19 protein-coding genes and 1 pseudogene are annotated in these 21,297 nt (G+C 71.8%); 16 read left to right on the forward strand and 4 right to left on the reverse strand.

The window, feature by feature from the left end; all coding sequences use genetic code 11:
* Positions 1-11 precede the first annotated feature (11 nt).
* Both ABZT14_RS13745 and ABZT14_RS13750 read left to right on the forward strand, forming a co-directional pair.
* Positions 12-617: a TetR/AcrR family transcriptional regulator gene (locus tag ABZT14_RS13745; RefSeq protein ID WP_356300941.1), complete on the forward strand. Its 606-nt coding sequence runs from the start codon at positions 12-14 to the stop codon at positions 615-617.
* 120 nt (positions 618-737) lie between these two features.
* A complete protein-coding gene (locus tag ABZT14_RS13750) occupies positions 738-1,820 on the forward strand; it encodes a medium chain dehydrogenase/reductase family protein (RefSeq protein ID WP_356300942.1) in 1,083 nt (360 codons plus the stop codon).
* Between the two features lie 209 nt (positions 1,821-2,029).
* Here the strand turns inward: ABZT14_RS13750 and ABZT14_RS13755 are convergent, their stop codons facing one another.
* On the reverse strand, positions 2,030-3,127 hold the full coding sequence (locus tag ABZT14_RS13755; protein ID WP_356300945.1) for a branched-chain amino acid aminotransferase: 1,098 nt from the start codon (positions 3,125-3,127) through the stop codon (positions 2,030-2,032).
* A 231-nt stretch (positions 3,128-3,358) separates the two neighbouring features.
* On the opposite strand from ABZT14_RS13755, the gene ABZT14_RS13760 reads away from it, so the two are divergent.
* Positions 3,359-4,276: an amidohydrolase family protein gene (locus tag ABZT14_RS13760; RefSeq protein WP_356300948.1), complete on the forward strand. Its 918-nt coding sequence runs from the start codon at positions 3,359-3,361 to the stop codon at positions 4,274-4,276.
* Between the two features lie 35 nt (positions 4,277-4,311).
* On the opposite strand, the gene ABZT14_RS13765 is transcribed toward ABZT14_RS13760, so the two are convergent.
* On the reverse strand, positions 4,312-4,902 hold the full coding sequence (locus ABZT14_RS13765) for a TetR/AcrR family transcriptional regulator (protein ID WP_356300951.1): 591 nt from the start codon (positions 4,900-4,902) through the stop codon (positions 4,312-4,314).
* 41 nt (positions 4,903-4,943) lie between these two features.
* Here ABZT14_RS13765 and ABZT14_RS13770 point away from each other — a divergent pair, with 41 nt between their 5' ends.
* The 5 genes from ABZT14_RS13770 to ABZT14_RS13790 are packed head-to-tail and all read left to right on the forward strand — an operon-like array spanning position 4,944 to position 9,666.
* Entirely contained in the window at positions 4,944-6,215 is a 1,272-nt protein-coding gene (locus ABZT14_RS13770) for an acyl-CoA dehydrogenase family protein (protein WP_356300954.1), read from the forward strand.
* Positions 6,212-7,129, forward strand: a complete 918-nt coding sequence (locus ABZT14_RS13775) for an SDR family NAD(P)-dependent oxidoreductase (protein WP_356300957.1) — start codon at positions 6,212-6,214, stop codon at positions 7,127-7,129. The genes ABZT14_RS13770 and ABZT14_RS13775 overlap by 4 nt, the downstream gene beginning before the upstream one ends.
* On the forward strand, positions 7,126-7,875 hold the full coding sequence (locus ABZT14_RS13780) for an SDR family oxidoreductase (protein WP_356300960.1): 750 nt from the start codon (positions 7,126-7,128) through the stop codon (positions 7,873-7,875). Before ABZT14_RS13775 ends, ABZT14_RS13780 begins: the two co-directional genes overlap by 4 nt.
* Complete coding sequence (locus ABZT14_RS13785; protein WP_356300963.1) at positions 7,872-8,969, forward strand: phosphotransferase family protein; 1,098 nt, start codon at positions 7,872-7,874, stop codon at positions 8,967-8,969. Before ABZT14_RS13780 ends, ABZT14_RS13785 begins: the two co-directional genes overlap by 4 nt.
* 4 nt (positions 8,970-8,973) lie before the next feature.
* A complete protein-coding gene (locus ABZT14_RS13790) occupies positions 8,974-9,666 on the forward strand; it encodes a histidine phosphatase family protein (protein ID WP_356300966.1) in 693 nt (230 codons plus the stop codon).
* A gap of 154 nt (positions 9,667-9,820) precedes the next feature.
* Here ABZT14_RS13790 and ABZT14_RS13795 read toward each other — a convergent pair whose 3' ends face one another.
* On the reverse strand, positions 9,821-10,519 hold the full coding sequence (locus tag ABZT14_RS13795; protein ID WP_356300969.1) for a Clp protease N-terminal domain-containing protein: 699 nt from the start codon (positions 10,517-10,519) through the stop codon (positions 9,821-9,823).
* A gap of 360 nt (positions 10,520-10,879) precedes the next feature.
* Between ABZT14_RS13795 and ABZT14_RS13800 the strand changes: the two genes are divergently transcribed.
* The 7 genes and pseudogenes from ABZT14_RS13800 (at position 10,880) to ABZT14_RS13830 (ending at position 18,199) form a co-directional block, all read left to right on the forward strand.
* Positions 10,880-11,737 carry an aldo/keto reductase gene (locus ABZT14_RS13800; protein ID WP_356300972.1) on the forward strand — a complete coding sequence of 286 codons (858 nt, stop codon included), beginning with the start codon at positions 10,880-10,882 and terminating at the stop codon, positions 11,735-11,737.
* Positions 11,738-12,710: 973 nt separating this feature from the next.
* Positions 12,711-13,811, forward strand: a complete 1,101-nt coding sequence (locus ABZT14_RS13805; protein ID WP_356300975.1) for a MerR family transcriptional regulator — start codon at positions 12,711-12,713, stop codon at positions 13,809-13,811.
* Positions 13,812-13,957: 146 nt separating this feature from the next.
* Positions 13,958-14,077, forward strand: a pseudogene (locus ABZT14_RS13810) (DUF397 domain-containing protein); the annotation flags it as partial.
* Positions 14,078-14,257: 180 nt separating this feature from the next.
* Positions 14,258-15,241: a VOC family protein gene (locus tag ABZT14_RS13815; protein WP_356300978.1), complete on the forward strand. Its 984-nt coding sequence runs from the start codon at positions 14,258-14,260 to the stop codon at positions 15,239-15,241.
* A 366-nt stretch (positions 15,242-15,607) separates the two neighbouring features.
* On the forward strand, positions 15,608-16,270 hold the full coding sequence (locus tag ABZT14_RS13820) for a response regulator transcription factor (RefSeq protein ID WP_356300981.1): 663 nt from the start codon (positions 15,608-15,610) through the stop codon (positions 16,268-16,270).
* Positions 16,267-17,535, forward strand: coding sequence for an ATP-binding protein (locus ABZT14_RS13825; protein ID WP_356300983.1), 1,269 nt, complete (start codon positions 16,267-16,269; stop codon positions 17,533-17,535). The genes ABZT14_RS13820 and ABZT14_RS13825 overlap by 4 nt, the downstream gene beginning before the upstream one ends.
* Before the next feature lie 331 nt (positions 17,536-17,866).
* Positions 17,867-18,199, forward strand: a complete 333-nt coding sequence (locus tag ABZT14_RS13830) for a hypothetical protein (RefSeq protein ID WP_356300986.1) — start codon at positions 17,867-17,869, stop codon at positions 18,197-18,199.
* Between the two features lie 471 nt (positions 18,200-18,670).
* Here ABZT14_RS13830 and ABZT14_RS13835 read toward each other — a convergent pair whose 3' ends face one another.
* A complete protein-coding gene (locus ABZT14_RS13835) occupies positions 18,671-19,108 on the reverse strand; it encodes a glutaredoxin domain-containing protein (protein ID WP_356300989.1) in 438 nt (145 codons plus the stop codon).
* 613 nt (positions 19,109-19,721) lie between these two features.
* Between ABZT14_RS13835 and ABZT14_RS13840 the strand changes: the two genes are divergently transcribed.
* Positions 19,722-21,191 carry an FAD-binding protein gene (locus ABZT14_RS13840; protein ID WP_356300992.1) on the forward strand — a complete coding sequence of 490 codons (1,470 nt, stop codon included), beginning with the start codon at positions 19,722-19,724 and terminating at the stop codon, positions 21,189-21,191.
* Positions 21,192-21,297: the final 106 nt, after the last annotated feature.

Genomic DNA, 21,297 nt, shown 5'->3' on the forward strand with positions numbered 1-21,297 from the left:
CAATCACTCACATGAGTACGGACCAGGTGAGGCAGACGTCGGGCGCGCGCTCGACCGCGGAGGCGCAACGGGCGCGGGTGGTGCGGGCGGCCGTGGGCGCGTTCGCGAGGACCGGGTACCACGCCACTCCGGTGACCGAGGTGGCCTCGGCGGCGGGCATCTCCCCGGCCTATGTGTTCCGGCTGTTCCGCGACAAGTTGGGGCTGTTCGTCGCCGCCCTGGAGCACTGCCACGAGAGGGTCCGTACGGCCGTACTGGAGGGTGCCGACCGCGCCGAGGGGGACTCCCCCGAGGAGGTGCTGTCGGCGATGGGGCAGGCGTACGCCGAACTCATCGCCGACCGGGACCTGATGATGCTCCAGGTGCACGCCCAGAGCGCCTGCGAGGTGCCGGAGATTCGGCAGGCCGTGCAGCGGGGGCTGGGCGGCATGGTGGAGGCGGTGCGGAGCAGGTCGGGGGCCGAGGACGTCGAGGTCCAACGGTTCATGGCCACCGGCCAGTTGTGCCATCTGATCGTCACCACCGGTCTGGAGCGGCTGGACGAGCCGTGGGTGGGGGTGCTCACCGCCGGCATACGCCACGTGGAACCGGTGGACCCGGAGGACACCGCGCCGTAGGAACCGCCCCGGTGCGTCGAGGTCGCACCGGGTGGGAGCCCTTTCGAGCGGGCCCGGACAGGGCCCGTTCTCTTCGGCCCCGACAAGTGATTGACCAGTCAGTTACGAAGGAGATCCGTCATGAGGAACCACACCCCCTCGCTCGACCGCGCCGGCCGCGCCGCTGACGTGACGGCCACCGAGATCGTCCTGCCCGGAGTGGTGGAGCCCTCCGGCCTGCGTACCCGCCGACGGACGGTCGGCCCGCCCGGACCGGGGCAGGCGCTGGTACGCGTGGAGGCCAGCGGCGTCTCGTTCGCCGAACAACAGATGCGTCGGGGCAAGTACTTCGACCAGCCGCCGTTCCCCTTCGTGCCCGGCTACGACTGCGTGGGAGTGGTCGCCGCCGTGGGTGAGGGCGCGGACCCCTCCCTGGTCGGCCGCCGGGTCGCCGCGCTGACCAAGGTCGGCGCCTGGACCGAGGCCCTGCTGCTGGACGCCGCCGACCTGGTGCCCGTACCCGAGGGCGTCGACCCGGCCGAGGCCGAGACCCTGGTGGTGAACGGCATCACCGCCTGGTCGATGCTGCACCGCCGGGCCGCCATCCGTCCCGGCCAGACGATCCTGGTGCACGGGGCGAACGGCGGCGTGGGCAGCACCCTGGTCCAACTCGCCCGGCACGCCGGCGTCCGGGTCATCGGCACCTGCTCACCCCGGCACGCCGAGGCGGTACGGGCGCTGGGCGCCGAACCCGTGGACTACCGCGACCCCGACCTCAACGCGAGGGTTCGCGCCCTCGCCCCGGCCGGCGTCGACGCGGTGTTCGACCACATCGGCGGCCCCGGCATCGTGGACTCCTGGCGGCTGCTGGCCCCCGGCGGCACCCTGGTGTCCTACGGCAGCGCCTCGACCAGGGACGAGGCCGGCTCGTCCAAGGCGCCGATCCTCGCCCTGTTCGGTCGGCTGCTGTGGTGGAACCTGGCGCCCAACGGCCGCCGCGCCACCTTCTACAACATCTGGGCCGGACACCGGCGTCGGCGGGCCTTCCAGGCCCGGCTGCGCGAGGACCTCACCGCCGTGCTGGAGCTGCTCGCCGACGGTGTGCTCACCGCCCAGGTCGCGGCCCGGGTGCCGTTGGCCGAGGCGGCCCGGGCGATGGAACTCGCCGAGTCCCGTACGGTCGTCGGCAAGGTCGTCCTGGTCACCCCGGCCGCGCCCCGTTGATCCCCACGGCGCCCCGTATGGCGCCCGCACGGCGGACGCGACGGGTCACAGGGCAGGTCCAGTCAGGCGCGGCGCCCACGGCGCGGGGTCCCGTCGACGCTGGCGCCCACGACAGCGCCCGGTCGCACGGGGCGCCGCCCGGGGCGGCGGCTGCCCACCGGGGCCGGCCACCACCGGCGTGTGGGTGACCGCGAGGAGTTCGCGACGGGTCACAGCACCCGGCGCAGCCAGCCGTGGGTGTCCTCGGCCCGGCCGTACTGGATGTCCGTGACGTGTTGGCGGAGGGCCACGGTGTACGGGCCGGGCGAGCCGTCGCCGACGGTGAACCCGTACTCGCCCTCCTCCGAGGCGCCCCGGAACCCGACGACCGGGGTGACCACGGCGGCGGTGCCGGCGGCGAAGACCTCGGTGACGGTGCCGTCGGCCGCCCCGGACCGCAGCTCCTCCAGGGTGACCCGCCGTTCCACCGGGGTGAGCCCGTGGTCGCCGGCCAGGGTCAGGATGGTGTCGCGGGTGACGCCCTCCAGGATGGTGCCCAACTCGGGGGTGACCAACTGCCCTTCGGAGGTGACCAGGCACAGGTTCATGGTGCCGGACTCCTCCACGGTGCCCCGGCCGGCGCTGTCCAGGTACATCACCTGCTCGCAGCCGTGCTCCCGGGCCTCGACCTGGGCGGCGAGCCCGGCCGCGTAGTTGCTGCCGCACTTGGCGGGCCCGGTACCGCCCTCGGCGGCGCGGGCGTAGGTCGTCGAGATCCACAGGGTCACCCCGGTGACCCCCGAGGGGAAGTACGGTCCGGCCGGGCTGGCCAGCACCGCGTAGGTGACCTCGGTGGCCGGGCGCACCCCGAGGAAGCCCTCGGAGGCGAACATGAACGGCCGCAGGTAGAGGCTCTCCTCGCCGGTGGGGGAGGGCACCCACGGTTCGTCGGCCCGTACCAGCTCCTCGATGCTGGCGAGGAAGTCCTCCTCGGGCAGCTCCGGCAGCGCCAGCCGCCGGGCGGACCGGGCGAAACGGCGGGCGTTGACCTCCGGCCGGAACAGCCGGACGCCGCCGTCGGGGTGCCGGTAGGCCTTGAGGCCCTCGAAAACCTCCTGGCCGTAGTGGAGCACGGCGGAGCTGGGGTCCAGGGAGAACGGCTCCCGTGGACCGATCCGGCGGCCGTGCCACCCCCGGTCGGGGGTCCAGGTGGCCACCGCCATGTGGTCGGTGAAGTGCCGGCCGAACCCGGGAGCCCTCAGTACGGCCTCCCGCTCCGCCTCGGGAAGCGGGTCGGGTCTACGGGTCAGGGGAAAGGCGGTACTCATCGTCACGTCCTCGTCTGGCCGGTCTGGAGGCGGTACGGCTCCCGGTGGGCTCCCCACCGCTCCCGAACACCCCCCGGGGCGCCGCCATGTTAGCGGCCGTTAATCGGGGCCGGCCACGCGCGGGCGGCGACCGGCGGTGGCCGCACCGGGGGAAGGGGGAGGTCGGTAGGCTCGGCCGGCGGTGGCCAACGAGCGGCCCGGCCCGGACGGCCGGCGACGGAGGAGGGCGACATGGGGGAGGCGCACGCCCCGAGTGACGCGACGGAACCCGCACTCGCGGCGGAGGCGGCCGAAGTCGCCGCGTTCCGCGAGGAGTTGGGCCTCGACGGGCTCATCGACATCCACACCCACTTCATGCCCCAACGGGTACTGGCCAAGGTGTGGGCTTACTTCGACGCCGCCGGACCCATGATCGGACGGGAGTGGCCCATCACCTACCGGCTGCCCGAGCCCCGACGGGTCGACATCCTCAGGAGCTTCGGCGTACGGGCCTTCACCTCGCTGCTGTACCCCCACCGGCCCGACATGGCGCGCTGGCTCAACGACTGGGCCGCCGAGTTCGCCGCCCGCACCCCCGACTGCCTGCACAGCGCCACCTTCTACGCCGAACCCAGCGCGGAGGACGACGTACGCCGCGCCCTGGAACAGGGGGCCCGCGTCTTCAAGTGCCACCTCCAGGTCGGGCGCTTCGACCCCCTCGACCCCCAACTGGACGCCGCCTGGGGGCTGTTGGCCGAAGCCGGGGTACCGGTGGTCACCCACTGCGGCTCCGGCCCGGTACCCGGCGCCCACACCGGCCCCGCCCCCGTCGAGCGGCTGCTGGCCCGCCACCCCCGGCTGGCGCTGGTCGTCGCCCACCTCGGGGCACCGGAGTACGAGGAGTTCCTCGACCTGGCCGAACGGCACCCCCACGTCACCCTCGACACCACCATGGCCTTCACCCCCTTCACCGAGGAGTGGGGCCCCTTCCCCCGCCGCGCGCTGCCCCGGCTGGAACAGCTCGGGGACCGCGTACTGCTGGGCACCGACTTCCCCAACATCCCCTACCGGTACGTCGACGCCCTGTACGCCCTACGGGACACCGGGCTGGGCGAGGACTGGCTCCGGGCCGTCTGCCACCACAACGCCGCCCGACTGCTCGGGTCGTGACCCCCGGCCCGCCCACCCCGCGCTGACCGGGCCCCTCAGTCGACGGCCAGCAGCGCCCGCAACGCCGCCACACAGTGGCGCACCTCCGTGTCCAGCCCCCGGGTCCGCTCCGCCGGAGGGGGCGCCGACCAGCGCAGCGCCCGGTCCTCGACGTAGGCCGCCCAGGCGTGGACGGTGCCCTCGGCCGACTCCTCCAGCCCCAGGGTGGCCACCACCCGCTGGGCGATGGTCATCCGCAGACTGTCCACCCGGTCCCCGCCCAGGGACACCACCCCGCTGCCGAACACCAGCGCCAGGTAGAACTCCCGGCGCCGCTCGACCTGTGCGAAGAACCGACGTACGAACTGGGCGAGCCCCTCCTCGCCGGTGACCCCCTCGTCCGGCGCGGTGTTGCGCATCACCCGGCGCACCGCCGCCGCCGTGACCTCCTCGTGGTAGGCGGTCTTGCTGGGGAAGTAGTGGAACAGCAGCCCCCGCGAGATGCCCGCCTCCCGGGCCACCTCGTCGACGGACAGGTCCTGGATGGGCCGCTCCACCAGCTTGCTCAGCCCGATGCCGAGCAGCTGGCGTCGGCGCTCCTGGGGCGACATCCGGGTACGGGCGCGGCGCGGTGATCCCTGACTCACGCTATTGAGCATTGCTCAGTAGGCCGCTACGGTCAACTCCCATGGACTTCGCCCCCAGCCCCCGCGCCGCCGACTTCACCGCCCGGGTACGCGCCTTCGTCGAAGCCGAGATCGAACCCGTCGAAGCCGACTACCACCGCCAGGTCGCCGCCCTCCGCCACGGCGACGGCGACCCCTGGCAGCCCCTGCCCCTCATCGACCAGCTCCGCGCCAAGGCCCGCGCCCAGGGACTGTGGAACCTCTTCCTGCCCCCCGACCACGAGGGCGCCCCCAGCGCCGCCTACGCCCGCCGGTACGGCACCGACGGCGGCACCGGACTCACCAACCTCGACTACGCCCCCATCGCCGAGGTCACCGGACGCTCCTTCCTCGCCCCCCACGTCCTCAACTGCAACGCCCCCGACACCGGCAACATGGAGGTGCTGCTCAAGTACGGCGACGAGGAACAACGCCGACGCTGGCTCGAACCCCTCCTCGACGCCCGTATCCGCAGCGCCTTCTGCATGACCGAACCCGACGTCGCCTCCTCCGACGCCACCACCATGGAGCTGCGCGCCGAGATCGACGGCGACGAGGTCGTCCTCAACGGCCGCAAGTGGTGGTCCACCGGAGTCGGCCACCCCGACTGCCGGCTCCTCATCGTCATGGGCCTCACCCACCCCGACGCCGACCGCCACCACCGCCACTCCATGGTCCTCGTCCCCCGGGACACCCCCGGCGTACGGGTCGAGCGGATGCTGTCCACCATGGGCGTCCACGACGAACCCCACGGCCACGGCGAGGTGTCCTTCACCGACGTACGCGTACCGGTCGGCAACATCATCGCCGGCCCCGGCCGCGCCTTCGAGATCGCCCAGGGACGCCTCGGACCCGGCCGCGTACACCACTGCATGAGACTGGTCGGACTCGCCGAGAAGGCCCTCGAACTCGCCTGCCAACGCGCCCTGTCCCGCACCGCCTTCGGCAAGCCCCTGGCCAACCTCGGCGGCAACCGCGAACGTATCGCCGACGCCCGGATCGCCATCGACTCCGCCCGGCTCCTGGTCCTCCACACCGCCTGGAAACTCGACGTCGGCGGACCCGGCAACGCCCTCAGCGAGGTCAGCCAGATCAAGGTCGCCGCCCCCGCCATGGCCCAACAGGTCATCGACCTGGCCATCCAACTCCACGGCGGAGCCGGCCTGTCCGACGACTTCCCCCTCGCCGCCGCCTGGACCAACGCCCGCGCCCTGCGGCTCGCCGACGGCCCCGACGAGGTCCACCGAGGACTCATCGCCCGACTGGAACTCACCGCCCACGGAGCGACCCGATGACCCAGCGCGTCCTGATCACCGGCGCCGCCTCCGGCCTGGGCGCCGCCCTCGCCGCCGCCTACGCCCGACGCGGCGCCCAACTCCTGGTCACCGACCGGTCCCCGACCCCGCCCGACAACCTCCCCGACGGCGCCAGCTACCTCCCCCTGGACGTCACCTCCGACGCCGACTGGCAGCGCGCCCTCAGCTGGGCCACCGAACGCTGGGACGGCCTCGACATCCTGGTCAACAACGCCGGGGTCGCCGCCGGCGGCAGGGTGGACACCCTCACCGTCGACGACTGGCGGTGGGTCACCGAGATCAACCTGTTCGGGGTGGTACGCGGCTGCCGCACCTTCACCCCGCTGTTCAAGAGCCAGGGCCACGGCCACCTGGTCAACACCGCGTCCCTGGCCGGGCTGGTCCACCCGCCCGCCATGAGCAGCTACAACGCCGTCAAGGCCGCCGTGGTCGCGCTCAGCGAGACCCTCCGCCACGAACTCGAACCCCACGGGGTGACCTGCTCGGTGGTGTGCCCCTCCTTCTTCCGTACCAACCTCGCCCGCTCCCTGCCCGGCAGCGACCCCCTGATGGAGACCATCGCCACCAAGCTGATCACCAGGGCCCCGCACAGCGCCGAGGAGATCGCCGCCCGCGTCCTGCACGGCGTCGACCGCCGCCGCCCGATGATCCTCACCGACCGCGCCGGCCGCCGCGCCTACTGGGCCAAACGCCTCCTGTCCCCCCTCTACCACCGCCAGATGCGCCAGTTCGGCGCCCGCGTCCAGGCCGAGGCGCGACGGACCGCCGCCCGGAGCGACACCACCACCCCCGACCAGCCGCCCGGCGCCCCGTCCGACGCCGTATCCGACGCCGCATCCGAGGGTGCGTCCAGTGCCGCGCACGACACGACATCGCCGGGAGGCACCGCATGAGCCGGGGCACCTGTCTGATCACCGGCGCCTCCTCCGGCCTCGGCGAGGAGATGGCCCGCCAGTTCGCCGCCCTCGGCTGGGACCTGGCCCTGTGCGCCCGCCGCGTCGAACGCCTGGAGCGGCTGCGCGACGAACTCCGCGCCCGCCACCCCGACCGCCGTATCGAGATCGCCGCCCTCGACGTCACCGATCCCGAGGCGCCGTTCACCGTGGTACGCCAACTCGCCGACACCCTCGGCGGCCTGGACCGGGTCATCGTCAACGCCGGCCTCGGCAAGGGCGCCGCCCTCGGCACCGGCCGCCACGACGCCAACCGGCAGACCGCCATGACCAACTTCGTCGGCGCCCTCGCCCAGACCGAGGCCGCCCTCGAACACTTCCGGGAACGCGGCGGCGGCCACCTGGTGCTGATCTCCTCGGTGTCCGCCCTGCGGGGAATGCGCCGCGCCATGACCACCTACGCCGCCAGCAAGGCCGGAGTCGCCGCCCTCGCCGAGGGCATCCGTTCCGAACGCGTCCCCGGCGTGGACGTCTCGGTCATCTACCCCGGATACATCCGCTCCGAGATGAACGCCCACGTCGCCCACCGTACGAAGTTCATGGTCGACACCCCCACCGGCGTCCGCGCCATGGTCCGCGCCATCGAACGCCGCCGGACCAACGCCCGGGTACCCGCCTGGCCCTGGGCCCCCATCGGCACCGCCATGAAACTGCTGCCCCTGTCCGTGGTGAGGAGGATGGTGTGACCGACCGAGTCCCCGACGCCCGCGAGGTCCGTACCGAGGACGCCTTCGACGTCACCGCCGTGGCCCACTGGCTGCGCGAGCACGCCGAGGACCCGCGAGGGCTGGAGGCCGCCCCCTCGGTACGGCAGTTCTCCGGCGGCGCCTCCAACCTGACGTACCTGCTGCGCTACCCGGAACGGGACCTGATCCTGCGCCGCCCGCCCGCCGGCGCCAAGGCCCGGGGCGCCCACGACATGGGCCGCGAGTACCACATCCAGTGCCGGCTGGCCCCCGTCTTCCCCCACGTACCGACGATGGTGGCCTTCTGCCAGGACCCGGAGGTCATCGGCTCCGAGTTCTACGTGATGGAACGCGTACCGGGCCCCATCCCCCGCAAGGAACTCCCGCCCGACCTCGGGCTCACCCCCCAACAGGTACGGCGACTGTGCACCAACGTGCTGGACCTGCTGGTCGAGCTGCACGCCGTCGACCCCACCGCCGCCGGACTCGGCGACCTCGGCCGGGGCGAGGGCTACGTGGCCCGGCAGGTGTCCGGCTGGAGCACCCGCTACCGCAAGGCCCGCACCTGGAACGTCGGCTCCTTCACCCGCGTCATGAACTGGCTGGACACCCACCAGCCCGCCGACCGCCCCCTGTGCCTGATCCACAACGACTTCCGCCTGGACAACGTGGTCCTCGACCCCGAGGACCCCACCCGCCCGGTGGGGCTGCTCGACTGGGAGATGGCCACCCTCGGCGACCCGCTGATGGACCTGGGCGGCGCCCTCGCGTACTGGGTACAGGCCGACGACGGCTGGATGTTCCGCCTCTTCCGACGCCAACCCACCCATGTGGAGGGGATGCTCACCCGCGCCGAGGTCGTCCGCTACTACACCGACCGCGCCGGCATCGACCTCACCGACCACCAGTGGGCCTTCTACGAGGTCTTCGGACTGTTCCGACTCGCCGTCATCTGCCAGCAGATCTACTACCGCTACCACCACCGGCAGACCACCAACCCCGCCTTCCGCCGCTTCTGGATCGCGGTACGGATGCTGGAACGCCGCTGCCTGCGTGTCATCGCCCAGGCCGAACGGCAACGCGGGGGACGGTGAACCCGTGAGCGTACTCCTGCTGGTCCGGCACGGTCAGGCCTCCTTCGGAGCCGACGACTACGACGAGCTGACCCCCCTCGGCCAGGAACAGGCCACCCTGCTGGGCGCCTCCCTGGCGCGCCGTGGCCTCACCCCCGACCTGCTGGTACGCGGAGGGCTGCGCCGGCACCAGCAGACCCTCGTGCACCTCGTGGCCGGCGCGGACTGGGCCGCCGTCCCGGTCGAGGTCGACCGCCGCTGGGACGAGTTCGACCACCGCCAGGTGTTCGCCGCCCACCGGCCGGAGTACCTCGCCCCGGGCCGGCTGGCCGCCGAACTCGCCCGGGGCCCGCAGGCCGCCCGCGACCTCCAACACCTCTTCGAGGAGGCCACCACCCGCTGGTGGTCCGGCGACCACGACGGCGACTATCCCGAGCCCTTCCCCCGTTTCGCCGACCGGGTCGACCGAGCCCTCGCCCAGACGGCACGGCTCACCCCGCCCGGGGGCACCGCCCTGGTGGTCAGCTCCGGCGGCCCCCTGTCAGCGGTCGCCTCCCAACTGCTCGCCGGGAACGGCTCGTTGTGGCCCCGCCTCAACCCGGTCGCGGTCAACACCGGGGTCAGCAAGGTCGTCGCCGGCTCCCGGGGCCTCACCCTGGTCACCGTCAACGCCCACGAACACCTCGACCACCGGCGCCAGTTGCTCACCTACCGCTGACACCTCGTCGCCTGGCCTCGCCCCGTGGCCGGGCGTACGGGGGTGCCCCGCCAGCGGACGAGGAGCCGGCGCCCCCGGGGACGTGCGCCTCCTGCGAGCGGCACGCCCCTCACGGGCACCGGCTCCCTCATGGGGACCCCTGTGGCGGCGGCCCTCACTCCAGTTCGGCGAGGAACTGTCGTACGTGCTCCTCGGTCGTCGGCTTGGTCAGCCCCTCGGAGGCCAACGGCCCCTCGCCGTCCTCCAGTTCCAGCAGGGCCAGCAGGAGGTGCTCGGTGCCGACGTAGTTGTGGCCCAGGCGCAGTGCCTCCCGGAAGGTCAGCTCCAGCGCCTTCTTGCTCCCCTGGTCGTAGGGCACCAGGTCCGGTACCCCCTCCACCGCCGGCGGAAGGGTCGCGGTCAGTGCCTCCCGTAGCCCGTCGAGGGTCACCTGCTGGGCGGTGATCGCCTTCGCCGCCAGCGACCTGGGGTCGCTGAGCAGCCCCAGAGCCAGGTGAGAGGTGTTGATCTGGTGGTTGCCGGCGGCCCGGGCCTCCTCCTGGGAGGCCATCACCGCCTTGCGGGCCCGGGGGGTGAACCGGCTGAACCCCTGGCTGGAGTCCAGGTCCACGTCGGACTTCGGGACGAACCGCTTCTGGGCGGCCTGCCGGGTGACCCCCATGCTCTGGCCGATCTCGGTCCAGGAGGCGCCGGAGCGCCGGGCCTGGTCCACGAAGTGTCCGATGAGGTGGTCAGCGACCTCGCCGAGGTGGTCGGCGGCGATCACCGCGCTGGAGAGTTGTTCGAGGGTGTCGGTATGGCTCTTCTTGATGGCCGCGATCAGGTCGTCGAGCCGAACGGGTTGCGTCGTCATGTGTCAACCGTAGGTTGCCTCACTGGAGGTGTCAACCAATGGTTGACAGTGGGATTCAGGGCTCCACGAGAGGGCGGGGACATGCTCGTGACCACGGAGGTGGAAGGGGGTGGAAGGGGCTCGGGGAGTACCGAGGGGTCCCGGTGTGGGCGGGACGGTGGGGCCGCGTTCCCGGCGTCGGTACGGCACCGGAGTCCTGCCCGGTCGCCGGGGCGGCCCGTGGGCGTTCCGGGAGAGGGGGCGAGGGGTCGACGGCTCCCGGGAAACCGGGGGTGGTGGGGACGGCCGGGGCACGGGCGCGCAACCGGCGCGCGGGGTAACGAAGTGGAAAACCCCTCATTCCGCGCCCACACTCCGAGCATGAACAGCGCAGCCCACGCCGGCGACTGGAACTTCCCCGACCACACCGTGCACCGCATCGGCCTCGGCGCCATGCGACTGACCCCCGACCGCGCCCCCACCCTGCTGCGCCGCGCCAGGGAACTGGGCGTCAACCACCTGGACACCGCCGCCTTCTACGGCGACCCCCCGGGCACCGTCAACGCCCTGATCCGCGACCACCTCGCCCCCTACCCCGACGACCTCCTCCTCGCCACCAAGGTCTGGCCCGCCCGGGACCGCGACGGCAACTGGACCTGGGCACGCCCCGAGCAACTGCGCCAACAGGTCGAGGACAACCTCCGCACCCTCGGCCGTGACCACCTTGACCTGGTCAACCTGCGCCTGCCCCCGTCCCATGCCGAGTCCTCCCTCGCCGACCACTTCGGCGCCCTCGCACAGCTCCGCCAGGCCGGACTCGTACGCCACCTCGGCCTGTCCCACATCCGACGTCACCACCTCGACGAGGCCCAGGCCATCGCGCCCGTGGTCTGCGTACAGAACCCCTACGGCATCGGTGCCCCCACCGAGGAGCGCCGACTGCTCCAGTACTGCGGGGGGCGGGACATCGCCTATGTCCCGTACTTCTCCATCGCCGGCGACGGCAGGGAGAAGGGCGCGCTACCACCCGAGGGCGAACACCCCGAGGTACTCGCCCTCGCCCGCGAACTCCAGGTCAGTACGGCACGTCTCCGGGTGGCCTGGACCCTCGCCCAGGGCTCCCATGTACTGGCGATCCCCGGTACCGGCAACCCCGAGCACCTCGCCGACAACCTGGCCGCCGGCACCCTTCGGCTCAGCCCCGAGCAACGGTCACGCCTGGACGCCCTGGGGGCTTGAGGGGGGTGGGGGGTGGTGGTTGAGGAGGGCCGGCCCTGTGTGGGGTGGTGGTGATTTGAGGGGGGGGGCGAGGGTGTGAGGGGGAGGGGGTTTCCGGGGGTTGGGTGCCTGAGGCTTGGGGGTGGGGGGTGAGGGGTGGTGATTTGAGCGGGTTGGCGGTTGGTGGGCCCGGGGGCCGGGTCACTGATCGTGGGGTGGTGATTTGAGGGGGTTGGTGGGCCGGGGGCCGGGGCTGTGGGTGGTGCTGGGGTGGGTGGTGTCGGGGTGGGGAGGGGGCGCCGGTGTCGGGAGCTCGTGGGGTGGTGGAGCGGTGTGATCGTGGGGTGGTGGGGAGGGCGTTGGGCTTTGGCTGGGTGGTGGGGAGTTGGCGGGACTGGTGGGGTGCTGGCTGGGCAACGGGCTGGGTTGGGTTTGGTTGTGGGGGATTTTCCCCGGCCCCCCTTTCCCCCCAAGCCCACCCTCCACCACCTCCTCCGAGACGCCCGAGGGTGCGCACAAACCGGCCCCCAGGCGTGGACGACCTCCGCTCCACCCGCTGTCCACGACACCACCCCCACCCCTCACGGAAAGGGTGCCCTCCACGCGAAGAGAGGCCCCTCACCAAGGAAGCGAAGGCAACCGGTCACAACGAGCCCGCACGGTGCACGAACGGAGATCACCGCGGCACCACCCATCATCACCCACCCACCAAAAACCCCCGAAGTTATCCACAACCCCCTATCCACAGGCCCCCCAGCCCCCACCCAATCCAGCCCACCCCAAGCCCCCCACAGAGAAGCCCCCCACTGAACCCACCCACCACGAACCCCAAGTCCCCCCACCGCCTACCCCCCACCACCCACGCACCAACGGGAGCCCCACGCCACCCCCACCCAACCCAAAGCCCCCTCACCCCTCCCCTTGACCTTCACCCTGGGGGAAGCCCCAGCGTCGAACTCGCCGGGGGAACGCCCCGGAGAGAGGAGGTGTGGCTGTGGAAGAACTGAGTATCGGAGCCTTTGCGGCCAAGTCCGGGCTGACGCCCAAGGCGCTGAGGCTGTACGACCGGCTGGAACTGTTGCCGCCCGCCCGGGTGGACCCGTTCAACGGGTACCGCTACTACCGCACGGAACAACTGGAGCGGGCCCGACTCGTGGCCTGGCTGCGTCGCCTGGGGATGCCCCTCAACCTGATCAGGGAGGTCTCCCCTCTGCCCCTGTCCGAGGTCGCCCGGCGTGTACGCGACTACTGGGTGATCGTGGAGGCGGAGACGGCGGCTCGGGCTGACCTGGCCACCCTCCTCGTCGAGCATCTGACGAGCGGGGAGCACTCCATGTCTCACGAACGACACCTCACCCTGACCGGGGCCGCACTCACCGACCCCGGACGTGAACGCACGCAACAACAGGACACCGCCTACTGCGGCCCCCGGCTGCTGGCGGTCGCCGACGGCTTCGGCCCCGAGGGCCGAGGGGCGAGCCTCGCGGCGGTGAACGCCCTGCGTGAACTGGAACCGCAGGACGCCCTTACCGAAGAACTGTTGCCGCGCATCCGGGAGGCGCTGGACCAGGCGGCCCGGGCCGTACGGGAGTTGCCCCGGAACGGGGCCTCGCCCAGCGGGGACGACGGTGGTCCGGCCCCGGCCGAGGAGGTCGGCACCACCCTCACCGCCCTCTGGGGAACCGGCACCCGACTGGCCGTGGCGCACCTCGGGGACTCCCGTGCCTACCTGCTGCGCGGCGAGGAGTTGCTGCGACTGACCCAGGACCACACGCTGGTCCAGGCGATGGTGGAGGACGGCCGACTGGAACCGGAGGAGGTCGCCGCACATCCCCAACGTGCCCTGCTCACAAGGGCGTTGACGGGTGGCGAGGTCAACCCCGACCTCTGGCTGCAGGAGGTGCGGTCCGGCGATCGGCTGATGGTGTGCTCGGACGGGCTGCACTCGGTGGTGCCCCGGGAACGTCTGCACCGCGCCCTGTCCGCCGACGCCACTCCCGAGGACACGGTGCGCGCCCTGGTGGACCTGGCGAACGAACGGGGTGGCCCGGACAACATCAGCTGTGTGGTGGCTGACGTCTCCCTGGAGGGATGAAGGACGAAGCCGCACCACAGGGGAGGGGTGGGACTCGTAGACGGTCGGAGGCCCTCGACCGTGCTTTGTGGGTGCTTCCCCAGGGGCGCGTCGACGGGATGGGGAGAGGTTCGTACGTGGTGATCTGAGCCGTCGCCTGGCGCAAGTCCACTGACAGCAACGCGGACGGGGGCCAGTGCGTCGAGGTCGCCGACGACCTGCCGGCCCTCCCCGTGTGGGACTCCAAGGCTCCCGAGGGTCCCCACCTGGTGTTCGGCAAGGGGAGTTGGGAAGAGCTTCACGGCGTACCTCCGGCGCTGAGAGGGCGCTGTCCCAGGGGGCACCGGTGGGCTGGGGTACGTGCTGGTGCCGTACTGGTGCCGTGGAGGGTTGAGTGCTCCGGTGGTACGTGGTGGCCCGTTCCGCGGTGCGTTGACCGGGGATCGCCCCCTCCCTACGGTGACGGCATGGGGCACAGCACTTCCCGCATCCACCACGTGGGCCACCTGGTCGAGAACATGGCTGAGGCGATCAGCCTGTACGAGCGGCTGGGGTTCGTCATCCCTCCGCCCAGTTGTCCGGCCCTGCCCCGAGGTGAGGGCGCGGAACCCGAACCCTTCGGCGCCGCCAACACCCACGCGGACTTCCCGAGTTCCTTCCTCGAACTCGCGACAGCGGTGAAGGACGGGGACACCGGAAGCCTGCCCGCCGACACACACCTCGTCCCCCTGGAAGCCCCGGCCGAGACGCTGCCCCTGCTGGTGGAACGGATCGGCGAGACCAGCGCCAACCTGGCCGCGTGCCTGGACCGCTTCCAGGGGCTGCACATCGTCATGTTCTCGTCGCTCGCCATCGACGAGACAGCCGAACGACTGACCTCCGCCGGCACACGGCACGGCGGGGTCAACACGGTACGGCGACCCGCACCCGAAGGCGCGAAAACCCCGACGGAGACGATCCGTTACCTGGAGATCGACGGCGACGGGCCCGACACCACACCAGGCACGGTCGCGGAGGGACGGGTGGGCTTCGTCGCCCCCCTGGACCCCGACATCCAAGGCGCCCGCCGCCTCGACCACCCCAACGGCGCCCTCGAACTCGTCGAGGCCACGCTCTGCGTCGCCGACTCGGAACTGGCCGCCGCCCGGCGGCGGTACGAGACCTACCTCGGCCTGCCAGCCCGGCAGGAAGGACCCGCCCACCTCTTCGACCTCGACGGCGCCACCCTGAAACTCCTGCCCCACTCCGGCCTGACCACCGCCCTACCGGACGAACAGCCCCCCGCCCTCCCGGCGTTCCTCAGCTACACCGTCTCCGTACGCGACCTCGCCCTCACCCGCGACCTGCTGCGCCGCAACGGGCTCCCCGTGCGCGAGACACCCTCCGGCGACGTGTTCGTACCGTCTGACGTCGCTCTGGGCACCGCTGTCGTCTTCCGCTCCGCCGCATGAGCAACGGGGAATTCCTCCTCCACCGCCCGCCGGACCCGGCGGGTCCGGGGCCCCGTGTACGTAACGCCCCCTGAGTGGCGGGCGCCGGACGCGGCGTGGGAGCGGTTTCGGCCGGTGGTGACCCGAGAAGCCCACTCGGCCTCAGGGCGCTGGGCCATGCCGCCACGGGGACCGGGAGGTGTCCGACCACGAGTAGGTACACCCGGCTCCCCCCCGGGAGGGCGCCTCCTGCCGAGCCAGGTGGTGCCCGGGTGGGTGGGGGAAGCGATCCGCCCGGTACCGGATCGCCGGACGGGGCGAGGCGGCCCGTGCCCGCGCCCTAAGGTCCTTATGCGGCTGTCAACGTGCGGCTGCTTTCATGAGCCCATGAGGGTTCTCGTAGCCGAAGACCACCGCGTGTTGGCTCGTACGATCGCGAAGGGGCTGCGTCGGGAGTCGATCGCGGTGGACGTCGCGGACCGTGGCGACGAGGCTGAGCGGATGTGCCAGCTGACCGAGTACGACGTGCTGGTACTGGATCGCGACCTGCCGGTACTGACCGGCGACGAGCTGTGCCGGCGTCTGTCCGGGCTGGAGGCGCGCCCCCGGGTCATCATGCTGACGGCGGCCGGCGGCACCGAGGACAAGGTCTACGGACTGACCGAACTCGGCGCCGACGACTACCTGGCGAAGCCCTTCGACTTCGCCGAACTCGTGGCCCGTGTCAGAACCCTGTACCGCCGGAAGCCCGAACCGGCGGACCCCGTACTGCGGTACGGCGGTATCAGGTTGGACCGCGCCCGCCGTACCGCGTCCGCCCACGGCCGGCCGCTTGATCTCACGCCCAAGGAGTTCGACGTCCTTGACGTGCTCCTGAAGCACCGGGGCGAGGCCGTCTCCCACCAGAAGCTCCTACGGACGATCTGGGACGAGAACCTCAGCCCCCGGACCAGCGCCGTCCGCGCCACCGTCAGCAGACTGCGGCGAAAACTGGGTGACCCCGGCGCGATCGCCGTGGACACCGGGCAGGGCTACCGGCTGACCCCGTGAACGCCATCTGCCGCGTGCTCCGCCCCCTTCTCCGTACCCGCCACCGGCTCTCGCCCTCGCGTGTCTCCTTCCGTTCGCGACTGGCGCTGGCCTTCGGTGCTCTCTTCCTGCTGACCGGCACCCTGCTGCTGGCCTTCGTCGTCCTCCTGGCCCGGCACGGGACGGCGGAGAAGACAGAGGGAATCTCCGTCAGCAGGGCGCCGGTGGTTCCCAGTCCTACGGCTTCGCCGCCGGGGCGGTCGGAGACGGCGTCCCCCGGGGGAGCGCCGTCTCCGACGGAGCCCTCGAAGGGGGCCACCCGGCCCGGTGCGGCGGATGACGTGGACGGCGAGGACTTCGCCCTGGTCAGGGAGACCGTGCACACGGTGCGGGACGCGGCGCTGCAGCAGATGATTCTCTGGTCGGTGGTCGGCCTCGTGCTCATGACCCTCGTCGCGGCACTGATCGGCAGATGGTTGGCGAGTAGGGCCCTCCGCCCCGTTACCGCCGTCACCGAGACGGCACTGCGGATGAGTGAGCAGAGTCTTGACCGGCGACTCGCTCTGACCGGCCCAGACGACGAACTGCACCGCCTCGCCGACGCTTTCGACTCGATGATCGACCGCCTCCAGCGCTCCTTCGACAGCCAGCGCCGCTTCGTCGCCAACGCCTCCCACGAACTGCGTACCCCGCTCGCCGCGCAGCGCGCCAGTATCGAGGTCGGGCTCACCGATCCGAACGCGGACGACCTGGAGGAGACCCGTGAGGACCTCCTCGCCACCAACCGGGAGGCGGAACGGCTCATCGCGTCCCTGTTGCTTCTGGCACACGGGGACCGGGGGCTTGACCGTACGGAGGAAGTCGGGCTGGTGGAGGTGGCCGAGGCGGCCACGGCCGAGCTGCGGCACCTCGCCCAGGAGAAGGGACTCGTACTCCGTACCGAGTTCTCGGCTCCGGGGCGGGTGGCCGGTGATCCGGTGCTTCTCCGCCATCTCGTCTCCAACCTGGTGGGCAACGCGCTCCGGTACAACCGGCCCGGTGGCCGAGTGGACGTGACCCTGCACGCCAGGACGCTGACCGTCACCAACACCGGACGGCCGGTCCCTCCCGAGCGCGTGGAGGAACTCTTCGAGCCGTTCCGGCGACTCGGGCGGGACCGCACCGGCACTACGGGTCACGGCCTCGGGCTGTCCATCGTCCGGTCCATCGCCCGTGCGCACGGGGCCGAGCCGCACGCCGAACCGGGTCCTGACGGAGGACTCAGGGTTACGGTCCGGTTCGCCTGACCGGACCGACCGCGTCCAGGCGCTGACCCGGCGCGTGCGCCAGAAGGACCGCTCGTGCCAAAGGACCGGGTGGGCCAGAAGGATCGCCCGTGGCAAAGGGCCGCGTGCGTCAAGAGGATCGCGTGCGTCAAAAGGACCGCGTGCGTCAAAAGGATCGCGTGTGCCAAAGGGATAAGGAAACGGCGAGCGATCTCCTTCCTTCGCTTACCGGGCTGAACGGCGCCACGGGATGGAATGGATTCACCGCGCACGGCGGAGACCGTGTCGGGATTCCACAACGGACGACGACGAATCCAGTTGTCCAGGCGCTCGATTACCTCAGGAGAATTCCATGCGTAAGAACAGGATCATCGGTTTCGCGGTGGCGGCGGTCGCGGCTTTCGGCCTGACGGCCGGGGTGGCCACCACGGCGGGCGCGTTCTCCGGCGGTGAGGACGGTTCCGGCGGTGCCAAGCCGGCCAAGCAGTCCGGGCGGACCACTCACGGAAGCAAGGCCGACGCCGAGCACGGCGCCAAGCCCGAGGGTGTCGCCGTCCAGCGCACCGAGGACGGTCTGAAGGTTCGGAAGCTCACCAGGAAGGAGTGGGAGAACACTCACGGCGCGAAGCCGACCAAGCCCCGCTCCGAGGGCAAGGCCGCCGAAGAGGGAAAGCCGGCCAAGTGACCCGCTGAACGACCTGCCGGTCCCGGGGGCGGGGTGCTCCCGAGCCACGTGAGCGTGCTCGGGAGCACCCCGGAAGTGGGGGACCGGCTCCCGTTCGTCGCTTGCCGAGCTCTCTGATCGGGGGTTTCCGCGGGGCCGGGGCGGGCCGAGGGGCTGGTGATGACGCTTTCGTGAGATGCGCGGGTACGCCCCACACCGCTCCGGGCAACGCGAAAGAGGCCGATGACGAGGGGCATCGGGAGAGGGTCATCGACAAGTACCGGGACGAACACCATCGACAAGTGGTGTTCGTGAATCCGTGAACGCGGTCATCTCGCCCGGTTTTCACGGAAAGGCTCGCAGGGTGTCCACGGGAGTGGGTAACGGGTAATTCCGCCGGGGGCGTCGTCTTGGCTCATCGCGCTCGCCCCTGAGATCGACCTGTGAACTCCGTGAACTCCCCACCCCAGGACGCGATTTCCGAGTCTCCTGTCACGTGGACGGCGGGAGTTGTTCGCGAACCCACTGGGCATCGGGGTTCGTGCGGTGCCGGGTCGCCGCGAAGACGGTGGGCACCGTTTCGTTGCCGTCGTTCGCCGCCCGTACCATTTCCGCCCCTTTCGGGTCGCGCCAGATGTTGACCCAGTACAACTGGCGTGAGGCGCGACCCAAGCGCAGGCGCAGGCGTACGCAGTACGGGCACCCCGGCCGCCAGAAGACCACGGGCCGGCCGTCCACCGCGCTGCGGCGTCGCGCCTCCAACGCGCCGGTCGTCTTCGGAAAGACCAGGGGCGAGCACACACCGGCCAGTGTCAGGAACACCAGCAGGAGCATCCCGGCTGTCCCGGGGTTTCCCTTCATGGTCTGTCCAGTGGCGATCGCCAGGCCGGTGAGGGCGAACAGCGTCGGCGGGATCCAGGTACGGGTCATGGGCAGGCACGGTACCGAAGGGTCGCGGCCCTGCCCGGAACTGTTCCGCCCCCGGCGTCAGGCCCTCGACGGGGCCCACTGGGACGCCGTACGGTCCGGGCGGACCATCGCGGACCTGTCGGCTCGTGTGGCCGGTCGTATCGATCCCGGTCCGCGCCGATGTTCGGGGCCGCCTTCGGCGGATGCGAGTGACCGGACCCGTGACGAGGTCGCGGGTGGCCGTCGTCGCCCCGCAACCGCCGCCCTCGTCGGGGAAGTCCGGCGACGACATCGCCCGGTCTGGTGCGGCCCCAGGTCTGGTGGGGCCTGAACCCCACCCCGAGCCGTGCGATGACGCTGTCACGGAGCCCGGGAAGGACGAGGGCGGACCCGGCGGCCGACGGTGACGGACAGTCATCTGTCGGCTCGCCAGGGCGAGTTGGGGAACATCGAGGAGTCCGCCCCGAGCGGTGACGCCGTACCCTTTCGGGGGCTCCCCGGCGTGCCGCCCGCGAGCCGGTGGCACACGAGTCCGACAGGGACTCGACCACCGGACCACCGTCGGGCCGCTGATCGCGCCAGTAGCATCCACGGCTGAGGAGCCCCCGGTCCAGCGACGTTCAGGAGGAGACGCATGAGGGAACCGACCAGACGGACGGCCCTGTTCGGCACTCTGGCCACGGCGGTCGCCGTCGTCGGCTTCGCTCCCGGGGCCGGTGCCTGGGCCACGGAACGCCCCGCCTCGGGGAGTTCCGACTTCGAGGACATCCCGGAGCTGGACGGCACCCTGCTGACGGACGGTTCGTCACGTGACGAGGCCGCCGAGGACTTCGGGCACATCGTCCACCACCGGCCGGCCGCCGTCCTGCGGCCGGGCTCGGTACGGGACGTGGTGCGGATGACGCGGTTCTGCCGGCGTCACCGCATCCCCGTGGCCCCCCGGGGCGAGGGCCACATGACCTTCGGTCAGGCGCAGGTGAAGGGCGGTCTGGTGATCCTCACCGGCCCGCTGAACGACATCGGCGAGGTCAGGAACGACCGGGTCACCGTCGGGGCCGGCGCCCGCTGGAGCGAGGTCACCAAGGCCACCCTGCGGCACGGCCTGACGCCCCCGGTCTTCACCGACTACCTGGAACTGTCCGTCGGCGGCACGCTCTCCGTCGGCGGGCTCGGCGGCCAGACGCAGCGGGACGGCGCCCAGACCGACAACGTCACCGAACTCCAGGTCGTCACCGGCGCGGGCGAGTTGGTGCGCTGCTCGGCCCGGCGGAACCGCGAACTGTTCGACGCGGTACGGGCCGGCCTGGGCCAGTGCGCCGTCATCGTCGGTGCCACGATCCCGCTGCGGCGGGCACCGAAGACCGTGCGGCACTACGAACTCCCCTACACCGACCTGTCGGTGTTCATGGAGGACCAGAAACGGCTCGTCGAGGAGGGCCGTTTCGACTACGTCGAGGGCCTGGTACTGCCCGACGACTCCGGCGCCTTCCGCGTCCACGTACTGGAGGCCGTCGCCTACGGGCCGCCCGCCGGCCCCGAACCGGACGACGCCGAGCTGCTGGCCGGACTGCGCTTCGTGCCCGGCCAGGAGAACGCCGAGACCCTGGACTACTACACCTTCCTGGACCGGCTGGCGCCCTCCGTCGCCGAACAGAAGGAACAGGGGCTGTGGGACGACCCGCACCCCTGGCTGAACCTGCTGCTGCCCTCGTCCTCCGCGTCCTCGCTGGCGTCCGGCATCCTCGACGACCTGAGCCCGGAGGACGTGGGCCCCTCCGGTGTGGTGCTGCTGTACCCGATGCGCCGCCGCGCCCTGGAAACGCCCCTGCTGCGGATGCCGGACGACCCGGCACCGTACCTGCTGGCCGTGCTGCGCACCGCGCCGCCGGACGAACCGGCGACCGTCAAGCGGCTGCTGGCGGCGAACCGTTCGGCCTACGAGCGGGTACGGGACGCCGGCGGCACGCACTACCCGGTCGGCTCCGTACCGTTCCGCCGCGCCGACTGGCAGACCCACTTCGGGCCGGTCTGGCCCGCCCTGGTCGAGGCCCGTCGCCGCTACGACCCGGCCGACATCCTCACCCCCGGGCAGGGGATCTTCTGATCCGCCCCGCGCCGTAGGCGCGCCCGACGGACGGCACCCCGGTGCCGCCCCCCTCGCGGGGCGGCTGCCCGGGGTGCCGCCGTGAGGGGCCGCACGCCGGGTGCCG

The organism is Streptomyces sp. NPDC005438 (assembly GCF_040606315.1).
Classification (GTDB): domain Bacteria; phylum Actinomycetota; class Actinomycetes; order Streptomycetales; family Streptomycetaceae; genus Streptomyces.

Coding starts and splice junctions, on each gene's coding strand:
- ABZT14_RS13745 (WP_356300941.1), top strand. CDS start 12: ATGAGTACGGACCAGGTGAGGCAGACGTCGGGCGCGCGCTCGACCGCG.
- ABZT14_RS13750 (WP_356300942.1), top strand. CDS start 738: ATGAGGAACCACACCCCCTCGCTCGACCGCGCCGGCCGCGCCGCTGAC.
- ABZT14_RS13755 (WP_356300945.1), bottom strand. CDS start 3,127: ATGAGTACCGCCTTTCCCCTGACCCGTAGACCCGACCCGCTTCCCGAG.
- ABZT14_RS13760 (WP_356300948.1), top strand. CDS start 3,359: ATGGGGGAGGCGCACGCCCCGAGTGACGCGACGGAACCCGCACTCGCG.
- ABZT14_RS13770 (WP_356300954.1), top strand. CDS start 4,944: ATGGACTTCGCCCCCAGCCCCCGCGCCGCCGACTTCACCGCCCGGGTA.
- ABZT14_RS13775 (WP_356300957.1), top strand. CDS start 6,212: ATGACCCAGCGCGTCCTGATCACCGGCGCCGCCTCCGGCCTGGGCGCC.
- ABZT14_RS13780 (WP_356300960.1), top strand. CDS start 7,126: ATGAGCCGGGGCACCTGTCTGATCACCGGCGCCTCCTCCGGCCTCGGC.
- ABZT14_RS13795 (WP_356300969.1), bottom strand. CDS start 10,519: ATGACGACGCAACCCGTTCGGCTCGACGACCTGATCGCGGCCATCAAG.
- ABZT14_RS13800 (WP_356300972.1), top strand. CDS start 10,880: ATGAACAGCGCAGCCCACGCCGGCGACTGGAACTTCCCCGACCACACC.
- ABZT14_RS13815 (WP_356300978.1), top strand. CDS start 14,258: ATGGGGCACAGCACTTCCCGCATCCACCACGTGGGCCACCTGGTCGAG.
- ABZT14_RS13820 (WP_356300981.1), top strand. CDS start 15,608: ATGAGGGTTCTCGTAGCCGAAGACCACCGCGTGTTGGCTCGTACGATC.
- ABZT14_RS13830 (WP_356300986.1), top strand. CDS start 17,867: ATGCGTAAGAACAGGATCATCGGTTTCGCGGTGGCGGCGGTCGCGGCT.
- ABZT14_RS13835 (WP_356300989.1), bottom strand. CDS start 19,108: ATGACCCGTACCTGGATCCCGCCGACGCTGTTCGCCCTCACCGGCCTG.
- ABZT14_RS13840 (WP_356300992.1), top strand. CDS start 19,722: ATGAGGGAACCGACCAGACGGACGGCCCTGTTCGGCACTCTGGCCACG.